A 21,152-nucleotide genomic window follows, 5' to 3' on the forward strand; every position below is an offset into this window, starting at 1 on the left:
CCTTCGGCGCTGCGCGGCGGCGGAGCCGCCGGAAGCGCCGGCCGCCGGCCGGGCCCCGGGCTTCGCCCGGGGCGGCTCGGCGGCTTCGCCGCCGACTGCCCGGCTTTGCCGGGCTGTTCGGGCTTCGCCCGATCGCTGGCGCGGGGTTCGGATGGGTGGTGGGGTGTCAACTTCACTGCTTCGCACGGAGTTTGATGGGGTGGTGTCGGCGGGGCCTTCGGCCTTTGAATGAGGCGGGTGGGCTGGGGGTGGCGAGGTGGACGGGTTTGGTGGGCGCTTCGCGCCGCGGGTCCGGAGGGGCGATCTGGGGGCTGGATGCGGGGGTGTCGGATGGCGGGGCCACTCGTTGGGGTGGTGAGGGCTGCGGGTTTCGCCGGGTGCGTGCATCGAACTTAGTTCGGCGCTAGAGTCTGGGGCTACGCAGGGGCTTCGTTCCAGCATTTTAGGTTTGATTATTTGCATTCGGAAAGGCCGATCAATTTGCCCCGGCGATTACTTGAATTACCCGCCGGGCTTCGCCCTGCTTGCTTGATTTCGTACGGGAGGAATGGACGCGATGGGAGTAGAAACGGGTGGATCGTACGGTGGGGAATTCCGATGGGCCCGGTGCACGGCGGAGAGGTCCGTCGCACCGATCTGGCGTGGTCTTGGACGACGGCGAGGAGCTGGGGGCCGATCCGGCGGGGGCGGGGTCCGGAGGAGCCCCCGCCGGCACTCCGCGCGGCTGGAAGCCGGGCGCGTCCGGCGGAAGGGCAGTTGACCCGCAGTCCGGTCTGGGTGGAGCGCAGCGGGCGCGGCACTGCCGGATCGGCCGCAGGCCGATGGTGGTGAGCGGAGGGGCCGCGGACGGCCTCCTCACGTGCGGGCGGCGGCGGGGGCTGCCCTACGCGCGCGCGTGCGTCTTACTGAAAAGAGGGGTGTGCGGCGATTGTGGCCCTGACCTGCGGTTTTGCAGAGGGCTATGTGTTGGTTCTGACACATTGACCTGCGGGTTCGTGTCGGGCGCGACACTGCTGGTCTCGATTTGGCCCCGCAAAGATGGACAAATGCATTTGTGCTGTTCAGGAGCGGTGTCAGCGTCTCCCGCGTCAATGCGTTGTGTCGGTGGCGACACCAAGGGGCCACGCCGACGGGGACAAAGGTCCACGAAATCGGGGACAATCTCGGCTAGGGTGCCGGGAGACGAATCCGGAACCGAGGAAGCGGAGCGCAGCGTGCCCCAGGCAAAGCGCGGCAAGGCCGGGCAGAGTCCCGAGCCGCCGCGGACGACGTCCTTGGCGGAAAGCTTCGCCAAGGCGATGGAGCAGCGTCCGCCGAAGCCCGGCCGGCCCGTGCAGGCTGCGAAGGTGGACTGGGTCTACCGGGCCCCGCACCAGATCTTCGGCCGCGAGGGCTACAGCCAGGTCAGCAACGACTTCCTGTCCGACGTGCTGGCGGTGCTGATCGCCCGTCACGGCATGTCCCCGGCCCAGTCGGCGGTGCTGGTGTTCTGCATGGGCCGTCAGCGCAAGGGGCGGCTCAAGGCCACCCACTCGGCGATCGCCAAGCACCTGGGAATCGAGCGGGCGAATGTCACCCGGGCCCTGGGCACGCTGGAGGGCTGGCTCATGCTCAAGCGCCGGCCGAACTCCGTACTCCTGGTGAACCCGGTGATCTGTTTCAAGGGCAACGGAGACGTCCAGGAGGAGGCGCTCGCGCAGCTGCGCGCGGACGCGGAGGCAGCGCTGCGGGAGAACTTCCCGAAGATGCGGGACGATGAGGTGAAGGCTGCGGCGGGGAAGGAGTTCCCGAACTTCGTCCCGCCCAAGCTTCCGATGCCGCGCAGCCGGCAGCTAGCGTTCGGCGACGACAACGACGATCCGATCGTGGAGGGACAGGCATGCTGATTCAGTCGCACCTCGCCATGGCGCAGCTGTACCGTCTGGGGCTCTCCAAGGCCGCCTACGACGTTCTGAGCGCGATGTCGGAGGTCCAGCACTCCGGGGGCGAGGTGAACGCCTCACAGGCCGAGCTGGCGGCTCTGGTGAAGCTGAGCAAGAACCGGACGTCCATCGCGGTGAACCAGCTCGTCGAACGGCACGTCGTACTGCGCCCCGAGAACCGCTACCGCAGCTACAACATCCACCCGCTGTTCGCCGGCTACAACACAGTCGAGGAGCTTGAAGCAGGCATCACCGATGCCCTGCGGGCCATCCAGGCCGGCGAACTGCCTGAGCCCTCCATGCCCGCCGCGACGACGCCCGTACGGCACCTGGCCGCGGTGCCCTCCCGGCAGAAGACCGCGTAGGAACTGAAGTCCGTGTCGGCGGCAGGCTGAGACTGCTGGATTGGACGTAGAGAGATGGGGGCGGAGTTGGAAGAGCGAGGCACCTGGGTGCAGCGGACAGGCGAACGAGTGGCCACGGGACTGGCAGAGGGGATCGCCGTCACGTTGGAGCAGCGCAAGGTGACCCGCGAGATGGGGGAGGCGGTGTGGGAGAACCTGCCGCTGGTCTTGGCGGCGTTGTCGGACTTCGCCGACAAGGGGCACGCGGCTGCGGTCGCGCACCTCACTGCGGCCGGCGGCGGCCCGGGCCGGGAGGACAAAGCCCGGCAGCGAAGCGAGGCGACGGGCATGATGGTCGACGCCGAGCAGGCAGAGCAGCTCAGGCAGTGTCTGCTGGCAGCCGGCCGACGGTTGAACGACGACCGTGTCGCCGACCTCATCTGACGCACAGCACCTGTCCTGTCCTCCCGCTCAGAAAGACAGACAGCCGGAGTTGGTCGCAGGGAGTTGGTGAAAGCCCGGGACCGTCTCGCCTCGGCGGGACCGACTCGGGCTCTCGTGCGTACATCGTTCCCCCAGAGGGGAAAGCCGCAGCTCAGAGCGGTGCGCAACAGGCAATGTCATCACAGGGCTGATCAGTTCGTTCTGCTCCGGCAGAACGAACTCGAACTCGAGGTCCCGGTCGGGGAACACCGCGCTCAGCGGTGTTCCCCGACCGGGACCTGTTGCTGTGTCTACTCGGAGGCGGCGGGGGTCTCCAGGAGGCTCTGGGCGTGCTGTTGGCGGGCGCTGAGTGCCTGGGACAGGTTGCGGAACAGCAGCGCCAGGCCGCGGTGGGCGCCGCTCCCGCACACCTGCGCGCAGCCGTCGCACTGCGGACCGACGGCGCCCGAGCAGGCGGGCGGGCAAGGATGACGGAGCTCGGCCTGGTCCAGAACCAGGGCTGGGAGCCGGGACGCCGCGCGGACGGCCGGAGCGGCGTAGCAGCCCGTGCTGGTCAAGTAGGCCATGGTGAGCCAGCCCTGGACGTCCAGGGCGGTGCGATGTCCCGTGCGGGTCAGCACGTCCAGGAGGCGCTCGTCCCCGGGCTCGGGAGCGAGGTCGTTCAGCCGGCCGTCGTCGACCAGGCGCTGGATCTGACGGCGGCGGCGCCCGTACGCGCCGGGAACTGCGCTGGAGTTGGTGTGATCGGTCATCGGGCCAGCGTTCAAGCGGCAACCTGTGGACAGAGGTCGGCGACTCCGGATGCTGCCCGGGGTCGCCGACGCCGTGTTCTTCGGCTTGGCGCTCCTGGCGGTCAGGTGCTGGCGTACAGGTAGCGGTCCACCAGGCGCAGCAGGGCCTGGGTGTTGAGCAGGGCGGTGAAGGCGAACTCGCTGCGGTAGCTGTGCGCGGAGGCGTTGTGCGCGGAGAGGTGCCGGTTGAAGGTGTGCTGGCGCTCGACCTTCCCCAGGAAGGTGTTCTTCATCGCGGTGATCAGGAGGATGGCCGACAGCCTGCGCAGCTGGGTGGTGTCGGTGTAGGCGCCGAGTACCCCGGCGATCACCTTGTGGCTGCCGGTGCCCGGGTCCAGCGAGAGGGTGCCCGCGGGGAAGTAGCTGCGCAGCCAGGCTTTGCCGTGGGCGCTCATGAGAGTGTCCAGCACGTTGCCCAGCAGCGCCTGGGCGGGGGCGTCGTGGCCGTCGCGGAGGCAGGCGGCGGCTTGGAGGGTGAGTTCCCGCAGGTCTTCCAGGTCGGGGTGGTCCACCTCCTCCAGGCTGGCTTCCACGTCCTGGACGACCTCCTGGCGGTGGTCGACCAGGTACTGCTGGCGGGCGGCCGCGCTGGGCAGGGCCAGGAGGGCGGTGACGATCTCCGCGCGCGGTGCCCAAGCGAAGCAGGCGCCGTCTTTGGCGGCGACGCGCAGCAGCCACGCCCACTGCTCCTCGCCGAGGTCGGCCAGGTTGTCGGGCAGCCAGTCCTTGAACAGGTCGCGGATCCGGTCGAACCCGGCGAACAGGTCCTTGGTGAGGGACCGGCGGATTTCTTCCGCGATCCCCATCAGCGGCGAGACGTAGGAAGCCGCGAAGTTGCTGCCGGCCAATCCCACCACGTTGCTGAACAGGTCGGCCGGAGAGGGACCGGTCACCGGGACGATCCGCAGGGCCTCCGACACCACCGACCGCTGGCCGGCCAGGGCTGTGGCTACCGAGGTTCGCAGCGTCTCGGAGAACGCCCCGCCCTTGAGCGTCGAGGAGAGGAGATCGGCACCCACGAAGCGCAGTTGGAGCGCGTCGGCGAAGGACGCCTTCAAGTCGCTCCCGATCAGCCCGGTCACGTTGCCGAAGGAGCCGGCCGACGGCGGGACGATCCGCAGGGCCTCCGTCAGCACCGAGCGCTGCTCCGCCGTGGCGATGGCGATCGAGTCCCGCAGGATCTCGGACGCCCTCGATGCCCCGACGATCGAGGAGACCAGACCGGAGCCGATGATGCTCGTCTTCACCCCCGCCGCGGCTGCCACCGATGCCGCGAGCTGCGCGTTCTGCTCCGCCCTGATCGAGGCCAGGGTGTTGAACAGGGGCTGGTTCACAATCCGCCCGAGATCGGCGAGCTGGGCCCGCAAGGGGCCCAGCGGGTCGTAGTCGAGCGGGAACGGCCGGACGATCCTCACCCGGCCGGGGCCTGACTCCTTCGTTACCGCCTGCTCGCCGTCCTGCGCTTCGCCGTCGTCCTGCTGCTCCCGGTCGTTCATGCACACCAGCATCCCGGTCAGGAGCGACAAGAACATCAGATTTCCCAACCCTCCGAACACCGGAAGGGGCGCCGGGGCCCGGCCTGGCTGGGCAAGGGAGTCAGCGGGCGGCGAGCAGGGCTTCGACGGGCTGCTGGACGGCTTCGGCGGCGGCGATGCGGCGCAGCAGGAGCAGGGTGCAGTCGGCGGTGGTGGGCGGGGGGATGCGGAGGTAGCGGGTACCGCGCTCGAGCCGACCGGACTGCGCAGGTAGGTTGAATAGGAGGTGCGGGGAATTCACGGTTTCCTTTCCGGTGGAGAAAAACCCTGGAATTTGTCTGTTTCGGGATTTCAAGTGGCGGTTCTGCGCTGGTTCGGGGAGTGTCGGCCCGTCGTCCGAGCGTCTCATTGTGGCGTGCGGTGCGGCATTCGTCTGACGGCCCGACAATTTTATCCGGTCGCGGTGCAGTGAGAAGGGGCCTGTGTGGCGAGGAGGTCCGGCGGCGGAAGCTGGTCGTAATGCCTCCTTGATGCGTACCAACTTGGCGTTAGATCAAGGGAGTTGACTTCATGCTTGCACGGGTGGGCCACAGGTTCGAGGGCTGAGTCCGGCGGCCCGGACTCGGCTGTTTCGTCGGTGGGAATTGAGCCAGATGAATTCTTCTCCGCACTGGCCAAGGAGGGGTGCCCACGCGCGCGGAGCCCAGTGGTGATCATGACCGTGAGTCGGTGACTGGCGCGCCGCCCGACCTGTTCGCAGGTCCATGGGAGGTCCGAAGTCCCCCTGGTCAACATCGACTTGCCCTGAACACATCCGAGTGCTTTCGCCTGTGCGGCGCCGTGTCGGGATGGTCGGCGGCGGTGCTACCGCGATCGTGTAGTGCTGAGAGGGTGCCGTCCGGTTCGGTGCCCGGTCGGTTCTGAGAGCTCATGATGGCCAATCCTTCCCAGGCCGGTTCAGCACCGGCACCGCACCCTGCACCCGGCCCCCGAGCGACCCTGGGGGCGCTCGACCCGTCGGTCTTCTCTCGCGTGCTGGAGAGAGCGTGTGCCGACCGTCGGCTGCCTTTCGAGTTGGATGCGGAAGCGGTGCTCCGGGCGGGCTCCGGAAGGCTGGGAGTCAAGGACCTGAGGCTGCTGCTGTTGCGCGTCCCCGCCTTCGCGCCGGCGGCGAACGCGGTGGGCGCGGCGTGGGCTGCGGTGACGGCTTCCTCGGAGATCGCCACGTCGGTGATGCACTCCCACGCCCAGGACGTCGGCGATGTCAACGCGTTCGCGGTGCGCGACGTGGCCACGAGCGTCGAGGGGGCTTTCGGGGCGCAGGCGGCCTGGCGCGGCCCAGACGGCGCGGCGCACGGGGCGGTGGTGGTGCGGACGACGAAGAAGGCGGCCCATCAGCGCGCGGTGGTGAGTCTTCTCGGGCACCTGTGCGGGGCCGAGCCGGTGGAGCAGGAGGAGCTGGGCCGCCGGTGGGTGCCGGCTCCGCGGTATTCGGGCGGCTCGACTGGGGAGAGGGCGGAGCTCTCGTTCGCGGTCCGGCTGCAGCAGGCGCTGGAACTTCCGCAGGTGGCTCCCGCGGTGGTGGCGGAGGTAGAGGCTCGCATCGTCGCGGGGGAGTTGATCCCGCGCGATGTGCACGCGGTGCTGTTCACGGCGGTGTCGCCAGGGTGGGCGCCGGCACAAACGGCTGCGCTGCGGGCGGCGGCGGCCGAGCCCGGTCTCTCGGTGGCTGTGCTGACGCTGTACCAGTCGGTGCGCAACCTGCCCGCCCCGAGCTTCGACGATGAGCGCAAGGGTGGCGGTAGCGGGCTGTTCCGCTCCCGGCTGCGGTGCGCGATCGACGGGCGGGTGGTTGACGTGGTCGGGCCGTGGGTGACGAGCAAGCGGCTCGCCCGCGGCGCAGCGGCTATTCAGGTCTTGGCCGATCTCGCCGAACTGCCCCTCGAAGAGGCCCTGCAGCCGCCGCCGTCGATGGTGGAGCCGTTGACCGAGAAGCGGGGCGCGGACAGCGACGAGGACGAACTGTGGCGCCTCCAGGAACGGGGGACGATCCGCGACCTGGTGTTCAAGGACCAGCCCGGCATCACCGGTCTGGAGCCTCTGTACGTGTGCGTTGCGGCGTGCACCAACGCCGGGCGGGTCATGTCGGGCACCGGCAGGTCGCTGGGGCGTTCCAGTGCTCGGGCGCAGGCCGCGCAGGAACTGCTGGCGGCGGTCCGGCTCGCGAGGGCCCCGAAGACGGTGCGGCAGGGTCGTGTGCCGGTGCCGGTCAACCCGCGCACGAACCCGTTGATGGTGCTCAACGAGCTGAAGCAGAAGGGCTTGATCGGCAAGCTCTCCGTGGGCGATCCCGTTCATGTCCCCGGGGCGGGCTTCGAAGCCGTCATCACCTGCCGTGTGAGGGTCGGCGGCACCGTGCTCACCGAGAAGCTCAGCGCCGAGGGGGCGGGGGCGACCAAGCGCGCGGCGCAGCACAGTGCGGCCGAAGCATTGGTGGAGCAGTTGGCGACGCCGGTGAAGACGGAGTCCGGCCCGGTGGTGGTGCCGGTGCAGGGTGTGGTGCAGCGGCCCGGGCAGAGCGGGGCCGGGTTCGGGCCTGCGGGGTTGACGGCGGGGGCCTTGCAGGTGGAGGCGGCGCGGGCGGCGCTGGTCGGTGTGCTGGAGCAGGGCGCCGAGGTGACCGTCGACCTGCAGGACGCGGCGGCGCGTTTCCTGGTCTACCGGCCCGACGGTCTGCCGATGGAACCGAACTGTCCGCCGCCGATGCAGCAGTGCACGGCGACGCTGGTGCTGCCGCGGGAGGGGGCCGCGGTGGGGCCGGGGCCGGTGGAGTGCTGGCAGGTGCCCGTGCGATTGCTGACGAACGCGCTCGCCCAGGTCGAGGACGGAGGCAAGGAGTCCCACTCGGCCACTGTGTGGCGGCAGGTGATCCGTCTCGGCCTGGAGGTCGTCGCCGGCGGGCGGGTGAGGCCCGGGTTGGACCCGGCCGGTCGGGATGTGTGGCGAGCCGAGCCGCTGAACGAGCAGGAGAAGAAACGGGCCCGGCAGCTGCGGCAGGCATTGACCCCGCCCGCGCACTGCGGGCTGGCGGCGGATGTGAAGCCGTTCCGGCTGTGGGCACCGCGGGTGGTCGTGCGGGCCGCCCTGGACACGGTCGCCGAGGCGATGCTCCGCGGCCCGGGCACCGCCGTCGTCCTGGGCAGCGGCCCCTTCACCGCTCCGCTGCCCCGCGTGCAGTCGCACAGCCCCCTGGTGAGCTGGGCCGACGACATGGAGGAGGAACGCGCCGGCAGCCGGGCACTGGATCTGGTGCTGTCCGTGCGCGCACCGCGCAAGAACAGCCCGGAGGACACCGAGCTGCTCTGGGCCGACCTTCGGCTACGCGACCCCCGCGCCGAACCCACGCGGAGGTCGTGGGTCCCGGCCGCCTCGACGGCGAGCGACCCGCAGATCACGATGCTGCTGCGCCGACAGCTGCGGCGTCTGGCAGCGCTGTGGCCGCCGCTGGAGCGCCTCTTGGAACGTCCGGTCGCCGACGAGTTCACCCTGCGGGCCACCGAAGCCGTCGTCCTGCGCGGCAGCACAGTCAAGGAGCTCGCGCGACTCGGCATGGCGGTCGAGTGGGAGGGCAAGTGGACGGACCGGCTGCGCACCCGCGTGGTGCTCGGTTCGCCCTCGCCGTGCCCACCGTCGGCGCAGCGGCCGTCCTTCTCCCTGACGGATGTCCTCGACGGGCGCTGGCAGATGTCCGTCGCCGACGAGGACCTCACCGAGGAGGAGATGGACGGCCTCGCCGATACCCCCGTGCCGCTGTCCAAGGTCCGCGGGCAGTGGGTCCTCGTCGACGAGGACACGGCCCGCCGCGCCGCCGACCGTCAGCTGCCCCCGCTCTCCTCCGGGGAAGCCCTGCGGGCTTCCCTCACCGGTGAGCTCCTCGTCGAAGGCCACCTCGTCCACTGCGAGCCCGCCGAGGCCCTCGCCGATCTCGTCGACTTCCTGCGCAGCGGTGCCCGCACCACCCCCGTCCAGGCTCCCGAGGGCCTCCAGGCCGGCCTGCGCGACTACCAGCGCCAGGGCATGGCCTGGCTGGCCAACACCACCGACGCCGGCTTCGGGGCGCTGCTCGCCGACGACATGGGCATGGGCAAAACCCTCACGGCGCTCGCCCTGCACCTGCACCGCCGCGGCGAAGGACGCCGCCCGGCAGGCCCAACGCTGGTCCTCTGCCCCGCCTCCGTCATGATCAACTGGGAGCGGGAGGCCCGCCGCTTCGCCCCGGGCGTCCCCACCCTCCGCTACCACGGTCCCGACCGCAACCTCGAAGACGCCACCGACCAGACCCTCGTGATCACCACCTACGAGACCCTGCGCCGCGACGCCCAGGTATTGGCCGAGCGCATCTTCGACCTGGTCATCGCCGACGAAGGGCAAACGATCAAGAACCAGCGGGCGGCCACCAGCCGCGCCGCCCGCACCCTGCGATCCAGCTGCCGGGTCGCCCTCACCGGCACCCCGGTGGAGAACCACCTCGGCGACGCCTGGGCGATCATGGACTTCCTCAACCCCGGCCTGTTCGGCACCTACCGCGCCTTCCGCGAGCAGTACGCCAAGCCGATCGAGGACAACGTCGCCGACAGCGGCCTCACCGGCCGCCTTGCGGCCCTGCTGTCCGCGTTCATGCTGCGCCGGCGCAAGAGCGACCCCGGAATCCTGTCCGAACTGCCGCCCAAGCACGTCGGATCCCGGATCGTCGCCCTGTCCGACGAGCAGGTCCACCTGTACAACGAGGTCGCCGATCGGGCGCTGCGCGAGCTGCGCGACAGCGACGGCATCGCCCGCAAGGGCCTGCTGCTGACCCTGTTCGGCGACCTCCAGAAGGTCTGCAACTCGCCGTCCCACTACCTGCGTCTGCCCGCGGACGCCCCCTGGGACCCCGTCCGGGAATCCGCCCGCTCCGCGAAGCTCGCCGCCCTCGACGACCTGCTCCCGGTCCTCACCGATCCGGAAGAGTCCACCCTGATCTTCACCCGCTACAGGGCGATGGCCCGCCAGCTCCTGCAGCACCTGCGCGCCCACGACCTGGAGCCCCTGTACTTCAGCGGCGACCTCGCCCCCGGCGCGCCGCGCCAGCAGGTCATCGACGCCTTCCAGTCCGCCCGTGGCCAGGTGATGGTCATGACGCTCCAGGCCGGCGGCACCGGTCTCACCCTCACCCAGGCCAGCCACGTCGTCCTGTTCGACCGGCCGTGGAACCCCGCCAAGGAGAACCAGGCCGTCGACCGCGCCCACCGCATTGGCCAGCAAAGCCCGCTGACGGTGCACCGGATCATCACCGAGAACACCCTCGAAGACCGCGTCGACGAACTGCTGCGCCACAAGCGGGCCCTCGCCGAGGCCGTCCTCACCCACGGCTACTCGGCCCTGACCGAACTGGCCGACGACCAGATCTACGACCTGATCTCCCTGGGAGCCCAGCGATGACCGCCAGCCGCCACCTCACCGCCCACCACGCCTGGGCCTGGTATGCGGAAGCTGAACTCCCCCTCCTCCCCGACCACACGCCCGCCCTCTCCACCGACCCGCAACCGGCTGCTCCGGCCTGGCCCTGCCCGCCCCCGCCGGCACCCGCCGAGGACCAGCTCCTGGCCCTGGTCGCCGACGCCGCCGCGCGGGCACGCGCCCACCTCCTCATCGGCGCCCCGCTCGCCTGCGCACGCGACGACGACGCCGTCCGCCTCGCCGCCGCCGTCCCGCGGGCCCGCCTAGCGGACATTGCTGAACGACTCGACATCGACATCGCCGAACTCAGAGAACGCGCCCGCCGCTGACCCCGGGCTCCGCCCGTTTCATACGTTCCCCCGACCGAGGCCGACCCGCCGAGGACGACACGGCTTCAAATCCCACACCACCGCCCCGCCAGGCGGTATGGTTCCACCACAGCGCCAAGCGCTGTTCTTTGCGGACGGTGGCCGGGACGCTTCTAGCTCCCGGCCACCGGACTGCGGAAAGAAACCCCGCACATGGAATTCACCCCCGCCGCAGCGCCGAAGATCACCGCGTTCAGGCGCACCGGCTCCCCCCGGCGTGTGGACGTCCCCGCCCAGGACCTCGAGCAGATCCTGCCGCTGCTGCGGACTCTCACGGACGACCCGCAGGTGCAGCGACTCGTCGAGCGCTACACCAAAGTGCTGCAGCCCCGCTGCTACTGGAGTTCCCCGCGTCGTTCGAGGTGGGGGTCCCAGCCGGCCTGGGGGATGTGCCGCGTTGCCGTCGAACTCCCCTCGCAGCGCTGCCTGGAGCACTCCCACTGGCCGCTGCGCGAAGGCGCCGCCGATCCGTGGCCGGACCGTTGTGAGACCACGCTCGACGCGGAGCTCGACGAACCCGGCTGGGAGCGGGACTCCGCAGGGCTGCGCTGCCCCTACGAGAAGGCCCCCGGAAGTACCCGGTGCCTCCATCACGGCCCGCACCCCGACACCCTGTGCGGCTTCGCGCTCGCCTCCGGCGAGCCCTGCCCCGTCCCCGAGGTCTTCTACCCGTGCGCGAAGCACCGATTCGAGCAGATCAAGCTCGCGGATGCCGAGATCGACCGCGTCGCAGCGGGTCTTCGGTGCTCCACGTGCAGCACCGAGGCATCCGCGCCCTGCACAGCCCGAACCGGCCGACCCGTCGCCCTTCACATCGCCCGGAAGCGCGCCGCCCAGAAGACGGAGCGGGGCAAGGAACTGCTGGAGAGGAAGGCGTTCCTCTCCGGGGAGTCCGGGCGGTGACGATGACCAGCACGTTGCCCGCGAAGCCGCCGCCGCGGCCTGTGCCGAGTCGATAGAACCGCCGACCCCGGCGCGCCTCGCCGCCGGAGCCACCGCCGATCACCGTTGGCCGGGGCCCGCCGAGTTCACAGGCGGCGCAGGACGGCGACGACCTCGCCAAGGATGGTGGCGGGCGTTGCTGCTGGTGGTGTGGCTGTGCACCCAATCCAGGACGTCGTACTCGATCCGGGTGACCGCCGCTTCGGCCTGCTCCGGGGTATGGCCGGCGGCCACCAGGAGGCCGGTCACCAGGAAGTAGCCGGGGCCGCACATCCGGGCCCTCTCCTTCCGCTGCGAAAGGGGGGCGGCCCGGGTGCGGGCCGCCCCCCTGGGCGGTGGGCTGTGGTTCAGTTCAGGTCGAAGTCGTCGACGTCGTACTCGAAGTCGTCGGCGGTGAAGCCGCCGTAGGAGCCGCCGTTGAAGTAGTCGGCCAGGGCCTGGCCGATGATCTCGCGGACCTCGCCCTCGTCCTGGGCGAGGGCGAGGTCGGCGGCCTGTTCGCCGGTGAGGTTGAGGTGGATGTCGCGGGCCCGGACGGCGTCGGAGCCCTGGATCTCGAAGGTGCGGGTGCGGCCGACCCGGGCGGTGATCCCGGAGTGGGCGCCGAGCTTGGCCAGCTGCTTCGCTTTGCGCTCGCGGCCGCGCTCGGTGGTCTGCACGTCGACCGCGTCCAGGCGCAGCTTCTCGCGGTGCTTGCCGGCCGGGTGGCGGGTGCCGTCGACCCAGCGCGCGATGGTGCGGGCGGAGACGCCGTAGGCGGCGGCCATGGCCTTGGTGCTGCCGCCGTACTTGCGCTCCCGGACCTGCCCGGCCTGGGTGGTGGTCTGCGCGGGCGCCTTCCTGCTGGGGAACAGCGACTCGCGAACCTTCCCGAACAGGCCCCGGAATCCGCCGGCCATCACGCCCCACCTTCCTTCTGCTCGTCGGTGCTCTCGGTGCTGGTGTTCTCGGCGGCCCGTTCGGGGACGGTGCAGGTGCCGTCGGTGGCGTACTGGTGGGTGAGCCGGGAGGGGTGCTCGCGCCGCTCCATCGCCTCCACCGCCTCCTGCAGCGGGATCGACGACTCGTGCTTGTGCGAGCCGGGCGCGATGCCCAGGCGCAGCGCGCCCGGTACCGGGGAGCCGTCGTCCTTCACCGGGAGGAGCTCGATCGGGGACGGGGCGTCGGTGGCGTAGAGGTAGGAGTCGACGTTCACGGCGAACGGGGCCCGGCCGGTGAGCAGCCAGGTCTTGCGCAGGCGGCGGTGGGCGGCGATGCGGGCGGCGGCGATGATGTGGAAGCGGATCTCCGGCCGGTACGACCAGGACCCGGCGACCTTCTCCAACCACGCCTCGTCGTCCAGGTGCCGAGCGGAGTCGGACCACTTCCCGATCCCGCCCTTGTAGACGTCCTTGTACAGCCTGCCCAGGGTCAGGGCGTCCGCGCGCACCGCGTCGGTCCCGACCTCCTTGTGGACCGCATAGGCGGCGAGGAACTCGGCCGGGCCCTGGCCGTCAATGAGGCCCAGGTCGGCGTAGACCCGCTTGTAGCCGCCCCGCACCCGGGTGGTCCACTCCTTGAGCAGCGGCGCGGTGTGCGTGGACAGGTACGCCTCGGTGATGGTCGCCGGGTCGAAGCCGTAGGTGGTGGCCATGTAGGCGACGGTCGGGGTGGCGTACCAGCCGGGCCCGGTGGGTGGGCGGCCGTGGAAGGTGGCGGGGTGGGGCAGCAGTTCGTCCACCTCGACGTCGGTGAAGTCGCACAGCCAGAGGCCGGCGGTCCTGCCCTTGCCCCAGGCCGGGTTCGTCGCGTGCTCCAGCTCGCCGATGGGCAGGGGTAGGGAGTCGGTGACGGACAGGTAGGAGGCGCAGACGTCGACCGCGACCGCGAAGGCGCGGCCGGCCTCTTCCGGGGTGAGCTCGCGGGCCCACCACTTGTAGTCCTCCTCCTCGCACACCGCCACGCCCTTGGCCAGCAGCTGGTGGGTGAGGGGGTGGCGGGCGCCGGCCGCGATCGGCGCGCACCGGTCCCCGCCGGGGAGGGCGCCCTCGCGCAGGTGTGAGGACCACTCCCCCGTCGCCTCGTCCTTCACCCACTCCACCCGCGGCCGGACCGCGTCCAGGAGCAGCATCGCGGTGGAGGCGGTGGTCGCGCCCGGGGCGGTGCCGAGGTCGGCGGTGAAGGCCCGGTAGCGGCGGGCGAACGTCGCCCCGTCCCGGGTGCCGTCGGGGGCGGTGGCGAGCGGCGCGGCGAGCGCGCTGACGGCCTGCTGCCGGGCGTCGCCCTGGCCGAGCCACGGTGCGACGGTGATCTGGAGGGAGGTCTTCGGGCCGCCGGCCGAACCGGCGCGGCGGAAGGCGCGGAAGACCGGCCCGATCGCCTCGCTGACCTCCATCCCGACGGACGCGGCGGCCTTCGCCAGCTTCGCCCGCAGCGACGCGAGCGCCTTGTCCGTGCCCGGGAGCGTGGCGGGCAGGCCGAGCTGCCCCAGGGCGGCGGCGGTCAGGCAGACCGCGCCGTCCCCGCCACGGCCCTGCGGGTGGGCGCGCTCGACGCGCAGCGGCAGCCCGGTGCCCAGCCAGGCGAACCAGTCGGTCAGCTTCGGTCCGGCCGGGGCCGGGAAGCCCGGGACGTCCAGCACCCAGCCGCCGTCCGGGTCGGCGTCCAGCGCGACCACCGGCGCCCAGCGGCCGGCCGCCGGCACGGCAGTCGGCGCGGTCACCGGGCCGGTGGTGCGCGGCGCAGCGGGGCGGGAGGAGGTGCGGGCCGGGGCCGGACGCCGACCGGTCGGCGCCGGAGCGGCGGCCGCCGACGGTGCCGGCGCGGGCCGGGGCTGCGGGGCGGCGGCCGGAGCCGGAGGAGCCGTGGCGGGCTCGACCTGGACGGCCGGGACGTCGGCGACCGGTGCCGGGTCCGGGGTGACGGCCGCGGGGGGCCGCTGCTCGGCCGGGGCAGCGGGTGCGGGCGCGGGAGCGGCGGGGCGGCAGAGGCCGCCGAGGTGCATCGGGCGGCCCTGGACGCGGTAGACGGAGGGCTGCCCGCACTGCACGCACGGCGCGGCTGTGGTCATCGCCAGCGAGCCGTCCGGGTTCTGATCGAGCATCACCGGCTGCGGCGCCGTTTCGGCCGGCGGCCCGACGACCGGCACGGGCGCGGATGCGACGGGGACCTGTCGAGTGACCGCCGGGGCCGCGGCGGGCTCCTCCGGTGCAGGGAAGCGGGCGGCCAGGCCCTCCAGCAGGCGCGTGTAGGCGGGGGCGACGTCCGGGCCCGGGACGGCGCTGCCGTCCTCCCACTGCGTCACCAGCGCCGATCCCACCCGCAGGGCCGCGGCGATCTGCGCGGGCGTCAGCCCGGCGGCCAGGCGCAGCCGCTTGCGCTCGGCCGGGGCCGGCAGGCCGGTGGACACGGCGGCGAGCAGCGCGTCGACGGAGTCGAACAGCTCGTCGGACATCGGGCCTCTCCTCAGCGTCCGTTGGGTCGGGTCGGGTCGAGGCGCGGATCGCCGAACAGGGCGTCGAAGACCTGCTCGGTGACGCAGCCGACCAGGTTCCGGTCGGCGTCGCGCAGGGTGTAGCCGGCGGCGCGTCCGAGGCCGGCCTGGGCGATCGGGACCTGGGGACGGTAGTAGAAGGTGAGCTCCCGGCCGGCGAACTCGCCGGGCGCCTCCTGAGGCGGGGAGTCGGCGGGCAGGGTGAACGAGGGCAGGCCCTCCACGTCCGGGTCGGCGGCCAGGTGCAGGACGCCGTCGTCGGTGGTGCGGAAGGCGACGATCAGGTCGACGCCGCCGGCGCGGCGGTCGCGCGGGAGTCCGTGGCCCTCGAGGACCCGGCCGAGCTGGGAGGCCGCCATCGCGGCCGCCATGCCCAGAGCGCGCCGGTTGGAATAGGCGCCGGCGGCGTCCGCGCGGGACATCGCCAACTCCTTCACCACGGTCAGGTGCTGGGCGAGGCGGCTGATGCGGGCGACCAGCGCGACCAGATCCTCAAAACCGGAGGCCTGCGGCGGCTCCACCAGACGCTCGCCCCGCAACCCGGCGAGCAGCGCCCGGCCCAGGTCGTCGGGCACCTCGACCTGCTCACCGCCGATGCCGATCCTCACAAGAAAACCCCCAAACAGTAGAGCATGAACAAATGGTAGACCCATTGCTTTTGCAAGTCCAGAACGAGTGATCCGACCGTCGGTCGGCCTTCTCCGCATGCGCCCACCGAGGTCATGCGCCCGCGGGCCGGCCGGGGTCCGCAGCGGCGGCCGCAACGGCCCGGCCGAACGGGCCCCGGTCCCGGGGTGATCGGCCGTCAGAACGGCACGGGGGGCCCTTCCTGGGCCGCGTAGGCGGGGACGTAGCGGTCGAGCTGCTCCTGGCAGGCCGTCCACGCCGGGTGGCAGGCGTCGCACCGGCCGTCGCGGTGCACGGCGAGCCCGCCGCAGCCCGCCCGTCGTTATGCGGCGGCATACGGGTTGACGATGGTGTGGTGCCGTTGCGCGGTTTCCAGGACCTTCTGCGGGAAGCGGGGCCCGGCAACGTAGTGGCGGCCCTTCGTCCGCCCCACCGCTGTCAGCAGTTCCGCCTTGGTCAGGGCCTGCAGGTCCCTCGTCGCCTGCTGGGTGTTGATCGCTTCGGCCTTCTCGTAGCGCGAGCGGCGCACCCGTCCCACCATCGCCACTTCGTGCAGGGCGGTCGTCTGACGCTCGGTGATCCTGTAGGTGCCGGCCGCCTCGATGAGCTGTGTCCAGCAGTCGTTGGACCGGTCGACGCGGCGCTGGACCCGCTGCGTCTGCTGGTGGTAGGCGAGGAGGTTGAACTTGATCCACGGAAGTGTGTCCCGCTGGGGCGACCAGACCGGACCGCCGACCTCGCGCAGCACCTTGTAGTAGTCCCAGGTGTTGCCGGGCATCCCCAGCCACTCCTCGATCGAGGAGAACTCGGGGGCGAGGACTCCGCCCCGGGCGATCAGGAGGGTCTGCAGGGAGCGGGACATCCGGCCGTTGCCGTCCGACCAGGGGTGGATCTTCACCAGGTTGAGGTGCGCCATCGCGGCCCGCACGAGGACGTGGCTCTCGAGGTCGCCGTCGTTGAGCCAGTCGACGATCTCACTCATCAGACCGGGCAGCAGTTCGTGGTCCGGTCCCTCGTAGTCCGTGGCGAGCTCGTCGCCGGGGGCTGTGATCCGGATGGCCGTCCTGCGCCACTGCCCGGCGGTCTTGAGCGGGTGGTGGTGGCCCTGGAGCATCCAGTGCAGGGCGTTGAGCAGTTCCTTGCTGTAGCGGAAGTCGGCGGCGTCGTGGAGGGACTGGATGTAGGTCATGGCCTGCTGGTAGGCCAGGGTCTCCGTTTTGTTCTCGTCGCTTGCCTCGACCTCGCGCTCGCCGTCCATCAGGTCGGCGACGTCCCTCGCGTCGACCCGATAGCCCTCGATGGTGTTCGAGGCCGCGATGGCGCTGGCCGTGAGGGCCTTGCGCAGGTCGAGGGTCCATTTCATGGGGGCCTGCTGCACGGCGTGCCGCAGCTGGTCGCGCATGGAGTTGATCTGCTCCAGGACCTGATGGTCGACGGGCTCAAGGCGGGGCATCTGATACAGCATGAATCAATGATACCAAGCTCCTATCATTCACGCAGACTGTCGAACCTCTGCGCGGAGACGGGATCCGCCGCCTCACCCTTGCCGAGGCGCACCAGGAGGTCCCGGACCCGGACCGTCCAGCACACAGTGGCTCGATGCCGAAGGGACGGTCCGCACCAAGTGGCGGGCGCTGGTCACAAACCGCCAGGCCCATCTCGCGCAGCAGTAGAAGAGGCCGGCCCCGGGAAGAACCGACGAGCCTCTACCCGTGGCCGGCCTGCGCGGTCCGCTCAGTCCGCCCGCAGAATCCGGGAGACGTAGATCCGCGGCGGATCCTGCGCCTCGTTCACCGCGTACTCCACCAGCCCGAGATCCCGGCGAAGCGGCGCCGAGTGCATGCCCGGCCGGCCGGGAACCGGCATGCTCAGGTGTGGGAAGGGGTTGTCGCGCAGGTCGACCAGGAACGCCACGACCGCGGAGAAGACGTCGGCCGGCGTGCCCGGGTCGCCGAGGAACTGCTCGACGGCCGGGGAGAGGGTGATCGGGTCGTGCTCGTCGTCCGGGAAGTCGCCGTGGTCGCTCACACGGCCCCGAGACGCCTAAGGACCGCGGACGCGGAGGTGCCGGGGGCGGTGCCGGCCTGGACGGCGGCGTGGATCCGGTCGCCCTCCGGGTCGCGGTACAGCTCCGCCCGCAGCCACCACCGCTTCAGGACGCCGCCGATCGTCTCGACGTCGGCCTCGCCCATCTCCCGGTAGAACTCCATCCGCTGCGCCGGCGGCAGCGCAGCGGCGACGCCGTCCAGGGTGCGCGGGACGGGCTGGCTGCCGTCGTGGTGGCCGTGCAGGGGCGCTGCGCTCACCATGTCCTCCGGAAGTCTCGAGCGGGCGGGACCGATACCAGTGTCCTCCCTCCTGTGCCCCGGCCCGGCACTGGGCGGCGGAGAGCTGAACGCCGCACCTCCTGCTCGCCCTGGCTCAGGTCGTCGACGCGGCTGTCGCCTCCGGGCTGCGGGCCCCGGCGAGCAGTCCGGCAAGGTTCAGCTCTCCGTCGACAGTCGTGCCTACCCGCCGGTCGGGTCAACCTGGCGTGAGGCGCGGAGCCGGTTCAGGCGCTGGTCGGCTCGTCCCGCACGTCCGAGCCGCTATGGTGCGCGCCATGACGATGGAAGCCCATCCCTGTACCGCCTGCCCGTCCCCGTGCGAACACGTCCTGTTCCGGCAACGGTGCAACCTGTGCGAGGAAGAGATCACCACTCCCCAGTTCGCGGTGAAACTCGTGGTCGTGTTCGGTGGTGACAAGAGCAAGGCCCTCGACGTCTGCGAGAGCTGCTTCGCTTTCCAGCCTGTAGTCCTGGGCGACCTGGTCCACGGAGGCCTCGACCCCGCGGACGAGGAAAACGGTTCACACGCTGCACTTCTCGTCCACCGAATCGCCAGCCTTCCGCCGTATCGCTCCGAATCCTGACTGGATCCCTCCTGTCGACCAGTCGACAGGAGGGCTGCCTGATTCGGGCCGGTCCGGCTGCGAGCGCGAACTGGCGGACGCCCATCAGGGGCTGGAGCCGGCTCGATCAGCTGCGCCAGGCCACGGCATGGACCGTCCGGTCTTGCATGGACATGTGCCGCTCAACGTGGACGAGGACCTCGGCGGGGGTGTGGCGCTTGAGCAGCAGCAGGGGGTTGCAAAACTCGATCATGATCGCCACAGGCGAGTCGAGGTCGATCCAGTGGGGGAGCGGGCGCTGGACTTCGACGTCGCCGGGGATCGAGGTGGTGACCAAGCAGGGGATCTCGTGATCCAGAACGGTGCGCTTCAGGTCGTGTCCGATGCTTTCGAGCACGTCCGCGCGGGAGCCGCCGACCGGTCGGTCGGCGTGCATCCGCTCCCAGCGCTCGATGACGACGAGGTCGGGCTGTGCGCTCTTCATCGCCTGGTCGACCACGTCGGGAGTGGGGCTGTGCGTTTCGTCGATGACCAGGGTGGGGCGGGTGAGCTGGGGCGGGTAGCCGGTGAACAGCAGAACTCGCTTGCCTGTCGCGGCCGCGTGGACGGCGATGGCCGTGCCGGCCGTGGCCTCTCTGCTGCCGCGCTTGGCGACGAGCCCGGCCAGGTGCTTGTGGTTCAGGTCGATCAGGTGGGTGAACTCGGGCCAGGGTGTCTCCAGCGGCGGCACGTGGCGGGACCAGTCGCCGGGCCACTCGTGAGCCACCGAGCCGGGAAACGCCTGGGCCCACGTGCTCAACATCTGTGTGGTCTCGGGATCGTCCGCCTTGGTGCGGTAGCCGATCGCCGAGTGGACGCCGTCGCCGAGCAGCTGGTCGTAGATGGTGCGGATGTCCAATCGGCAGGGCTCGTGCACCGGGTAGGGCCCCCAGAGCCACTGCTTCTCCTGCTTGACGATGCCCTCGATCCGGATCGTGCCGTCCGGCGCCACCTCGATCGGCTTCAGGCACACGACGCAGTCGTACGGGATGCTCAACGCTTTCTCTCCTGTCATGAAGACCATCCGCGAATCCGCCGTCAGATTGGCTCGGCCGCCCATGCACTGTCCGCCGAACACGTAGATCGACTTCTGCGGGGCGATCAAGGCCCCGCCCGACCAAGCGGGCGCGGGCGGGGCCGCCGAGATCCATGGGCCGCCCCGCGCGGCATCGCCCCCGAGGACTGGAACCGACACATGAGCACCGGCCGTGACCTCGTCGCCCGACGCCGTACCGCCCAGCTCGGCGTCGGCGAACTCGCGCTGGAGGCCGCCCCGGCCCACCACCGCGCCGCGGCCCACTTCGGACGCCCATCCGAGGGGGGAGAGCACCTGAGAACGACTCAGCGGCCTCGGCCGAAGGTTGCCTTCAGGTCGCTCATGACTAGGTTGGCGATGTCCTCGGGACGGTCGTCCTGGCGCAGCGGGTAGTGGTCGGAGTTGTAGGTGCCGCCGTCGCGGCTGTGGCAGATCCAGCCTTGGTGCTGGCCTGGAGTCATGTGCGCCATCGTCACCTTCCCGTCTTCGATCGGAACAGTTCATCGAACGCCGCCGCAGCCGCCGCGAGTTCGCCAGGGTCCACCGGCTCAAGGTCCAGATCCCGGTGGCAGTCGTAGCACAGTCCGTCGGCCGGCTGCGTGCCGTACGAGGTGAATCCGCACCCATCGGTGACGCACCACCACTTCCCCGCAGGAGCCGAAGCCGGAACGGGCGCCTGGGACGGGATGGAGCCACCCTGGGCACGCCGATCAGTCTTCCGCTCCACGCAGGCCTTGCAGGGCTGTCCAGAGCCGATCAGGAGCCCGTCCTCGCACGACAGGTCGGGGCAGTCCGCAGACTCCCGCAGCAGCTCCACAGCCAGGCCCACACCGCTCTTGGCGGCTTCCAGCGGGTCCGACCCGCTGAGCCGAGCCAGATATCCCCGGCCAACCCACCGCCGCTCGATTCGCTCGACCAGCTGCTCCACCGTGCGGTGCTTGAGCTGTTCGCGGATCAGATTGCCCAGCGGGTTCGCCGGGACGCGGGCCGGCAGGGGCTTGGCCGGCAGGGTGGCCAGCTCCACCGGCAGCGCGGCCACCACGGTGCGAACCTTCGCAGCCTGCTCCCGGGTCATCCGCACGCCGCCGGTCCTGGACTTCGCCGAGCCGCCCATGTTGTCGGACGCGGCGCAGCCGCTTCGCATCGCGCGCGCGCTACTACCTGTAGATGCCCTACGGGCGTCACCACCGGCTCGCGCCGGAGGCGCAGCGTTTTCGTCTTTTTCACCTTGGTCTTGTTCCACCCCCCGGCGCGGGGGTACGACACCCCCCGGCGCGGGGGTACGTACCCCCGCGCCGGGGGG

At 71.1% G+C, this 21,152-nt stretch carries 19 protein-coding genes; 7 read left to right on the forward strand and 12 right to left on the reverse strand.

From position 1 onward, the window contains the following. Window positions 1-1,172 precede the first annotated feature (1,172 nt). From AMK19_RS36285 to AMK19_RS33070, 3 genes are all read left to right on the forward strand, one after another. Window positions 1,173-1,886, forward strand: coding sequence for a replication/maintenance protein RepL (locus AMK19_RS36285; RefSeq protein ID WP_158071976.1), 714 nt, complete (start codon window positions 1,173-1,175; stop codon window positions 1,884-1,886). After that, complete coding sequence (locus AMK19_RS33065; protein ID WP_073819119.1) at window positions 1,880-2,287, forward strand: hypothetical protein; 408 nt, start codon at window positions 1,880-1,882, stop codon at window positions 2,285-2,287. Before AMK19_RS36285 ends, AMK19_RS33065 begins: the two co-directional genes overlap by 7 nt. 108 nt (window positions 2,288-2,395) lie before the next feature. Next, window positions 2,396-2,710, forward strand: coding sequence for a hypothetical protein (locus AMK19_RS33070; protein ID WP_143200536.1), 315 nt, complete (start codon window positions 2,396-2,398; stop codon window positions 2,708-2,710). 290 nt (window positions 2,711-3,000) lie between these two features. Here AMK19_RS33070 and AMK19_RS33075 read toward each other — a convergent pair whose 3' ends face one another. The 3 genes from AMK19_RS33075 to AMK19_RS33085 all read right to left on the reverse strand — a co-directional run bounded on the left by AMK19_RS33075 (window position 3,001) and on the right by AMK19_RS33085 (window position 5,277). Further along, a complete protein-coding gene (locus AMK19_RS33075) occupies window positions 3,001-3,462 on the reverse strand; it encodes a hypothetical protein (RefSeq protein WP_073819123.1) in 462 nt (153 codons plus the stop codon). A gap of 101 nt (window positions 3,463-3,563) precedes the next feature. Next, window positions 3,564-5,033: a hypothetical protein gene (locus AMK19_RS36725; protein WP_073819125.1), complete on the reverse strand. Its 1,470-nt coding sequence runs from the start codon at window positions 5,031-5,033 to the stop codon at window positions 3,564-3,566. 64 nt (window positions 5,034-5,097) lie between these two features. Continuing rightward, window positions 5,098-5,277: a hypothetical protein gene (locus tag AMK19_RS33085; protein WP_073819127.1), complete on the reverse strand. Its 180-nt coding sequence runs from the start codon at window positions 5,275-5,277 to the stop codon at window positions 5,098-5,100. Window positions 5,278-6,119: 842 nt separating this feature from the next. On the opposite strand from AMK19_RS33085, the gene AMK19_RS33090 reads away from it, so the two are divergent. From AMK19_RS33090 to AMK19_RS33100, 3 genes are all read left to right on the forward strand, one after another. Continuing rightward, window positions 6,120-10,457, forward strand: a complete 4,338-nt coding sequence (locus AMK19_RS33090; protein WP_143200537.1) for an SNF2-related protein — start codon at window positions 6,120-6,122, stop codon at window positions 10,455-10,457. After that, window positions 10,454-10,804 carry a hypothetical protein gene (locus AMK19_RS33095; RefSeq protein ID WP_073819129.1) on the forward strand — a complete coding sequence of 117 codons (351 nt, stop codon included), beginning with the start codon at window positions 10,454-10,456 and terminating at the stop codon, window positions 10,802-10,804. Before AMK19_RS33090 ends, AMK19_RS33095 begins: the two co-directional genes overlap by 4 nt. 192 nt (window positions 10,805-10,996) lie before the next feature. Continuing rightward, window positions 10,997-11,746 (forward strand): hypothetical protein, encoded by a 750-nt coding sequence (locus AMK19_RS33100; RefSeq protein WP_073819131.1) that lies wholly within the window; start codon window positions 10,997-10,999, stop codon window positions 11,744-11,746. Window positions 11,747-12,132: 386 nt separating this feature from the next. Here AMK19_RS33100 and AMK19_RS33110 read toward each other — a convergent pair whose 3' ends face one another. From AMK19_RS33110 to AMK19_RS33135, 6 genes are all read right to left on the reverse strand, one after another. Beyond that, window positions 12,133-12,684: a hypothetical protein gene (locus AMK19_RS33110; RefSeq protein ID WP_073819135.1), complete on the reverse strand. Its 552-nt coding sequence runs from the start codon at window positions 12,682-12,684 to the stop codon at window positions 12,133-12,135. After that, window positions 12,684-15,218 carry a helix-turn-helix domain-containing protein gene (locus AMK19_RS33115; RefSeq protein WP_073819137.1) on the reverse strand — a complete coding sequence of 845 codons (2,535 nt, stop codon included), beginning with the start codon at window positions 15,216-15,218 and terminating at the stop codon, window positions 12,684-12,686. Before AMK19_RS33115 ends, AMK19_RS33110 begins: the two co-directional genes overlap by 1 nt. An 11-nt stretch (window positions 15,219-15,229) precedes the next feature. Beyond that, window positions 15,230-15,865, reverse strand: a complete 636-nt coding sequence (locus tag AMK19_RS33120) for a hypothetical protein (RefSeq protein ID WP_073819139.1) — start codon at window positions 15,863-15,865, stop codon at window positions 15,230-15,232. Window positions 15,866-16,206: 341 nt separating this feature from the next. Next, entirely contained in the window at window positions 16,207-17,349 is a 1,143-nt protein-coding gene (locus AMK19_RS33125) for a Fic family protein (RefSeq protein ID WP_073819142.1), read from the reverse strand. Between the two features lie 269 nt (window positions 17,350-17,618). Next, the gene (locus AMK19_RS33130) at window positions 17,619-17,912 is read right to left on the reverse strand and encodes a hypothetical protein (RefSeq protein ID WP_073819144.1); all 294 of its coding nucleotides are present in this window, start codon (window positions 17,910-17,912) and stop codon (window positions 17,619-17,621) included. Further along, on the reverse strand, window positions 17,909-18,193 hold the full coding sequence (locus AMK19_RS33135) for a hypothetical protein (protein WP_083647567.1): 285 nt from the start codon (window positions 18,191-18,193) through the stop codon (window positions 17,909-17,911). The genes AMK19_RS33130 and AMK19_RS33135 overlap by 4 nt, the downstream gene beginning before the upstream one ends. A 293-nt stretch (window positions 18,194-18,486) precedes the next feature. Between AMK19_RS33135 and AMK19_RS33140 the strand changes: the two genes are divergently transcribed. After that, window positions 18,487-18,795, forward strand: a complete 309-nt coding sequence (locus AMK19_RS33140) for a hypothetical protein (protein ID WP_143200538.1) — start codon at window positions 18,487-18,489, stop codon at window positions 18,793-18,795. Window positions 18,796-18,901: 106 nt separating this feature from the next. On the opposite strand, the gene AMK19_RS33145 is transcribed toward AMK19_RS33140, so the two are convergent. Genes AMK19_RS33145 through AMK19_RS33150 form a run of 3 tightly spaced genes read right to left on the reverse strand, consistent with a single transcriptional unit; the run spans window position 18,902 to window position 20,993 of the window. After that, entirely contained in the window at window positions 18,902-20,143 is a 1,242-nt protein-coding gene (locus tag AMK19_RS33145; protein ID WP_143200539.1) for a hypothetical protein, read from the reverse strand. 11 nt (window positions 20,144-20,154) lie between these two features. Continuing rightward, a complete protein-coding gene (locus AMK19_RS36290; protein WP_158071977.1) occupies window positions 20,155-20,310 on the reverse strand; it encodes a hypothetical protein in 156 nt (51 codons plus the stop codon). Between the two features lie 11 nt (window positions 20,311-20,321). Beyond that, complete coding sequence (locus tag AMK19_RS33150; RefSeq protein ID WP_073819149.1) at window positions 20,322-20,993, reverse strand: hypothetical protein; 672 nt, start codon at window positions 20,991-20,993, stop codon at window positions 20,322-20,324. Between the last annotated feature and the right edge of the window lie 159 nt (window positions 20,994-21,152).

The organism is Kitasatospora sp. CB01950 (genome assembly GCF_001905465.1).
GTDB lineage: Bacteria > Actinomycetota > Actinomycetes > Streptomycetales > Streptomycetaceae > Kitasatospora.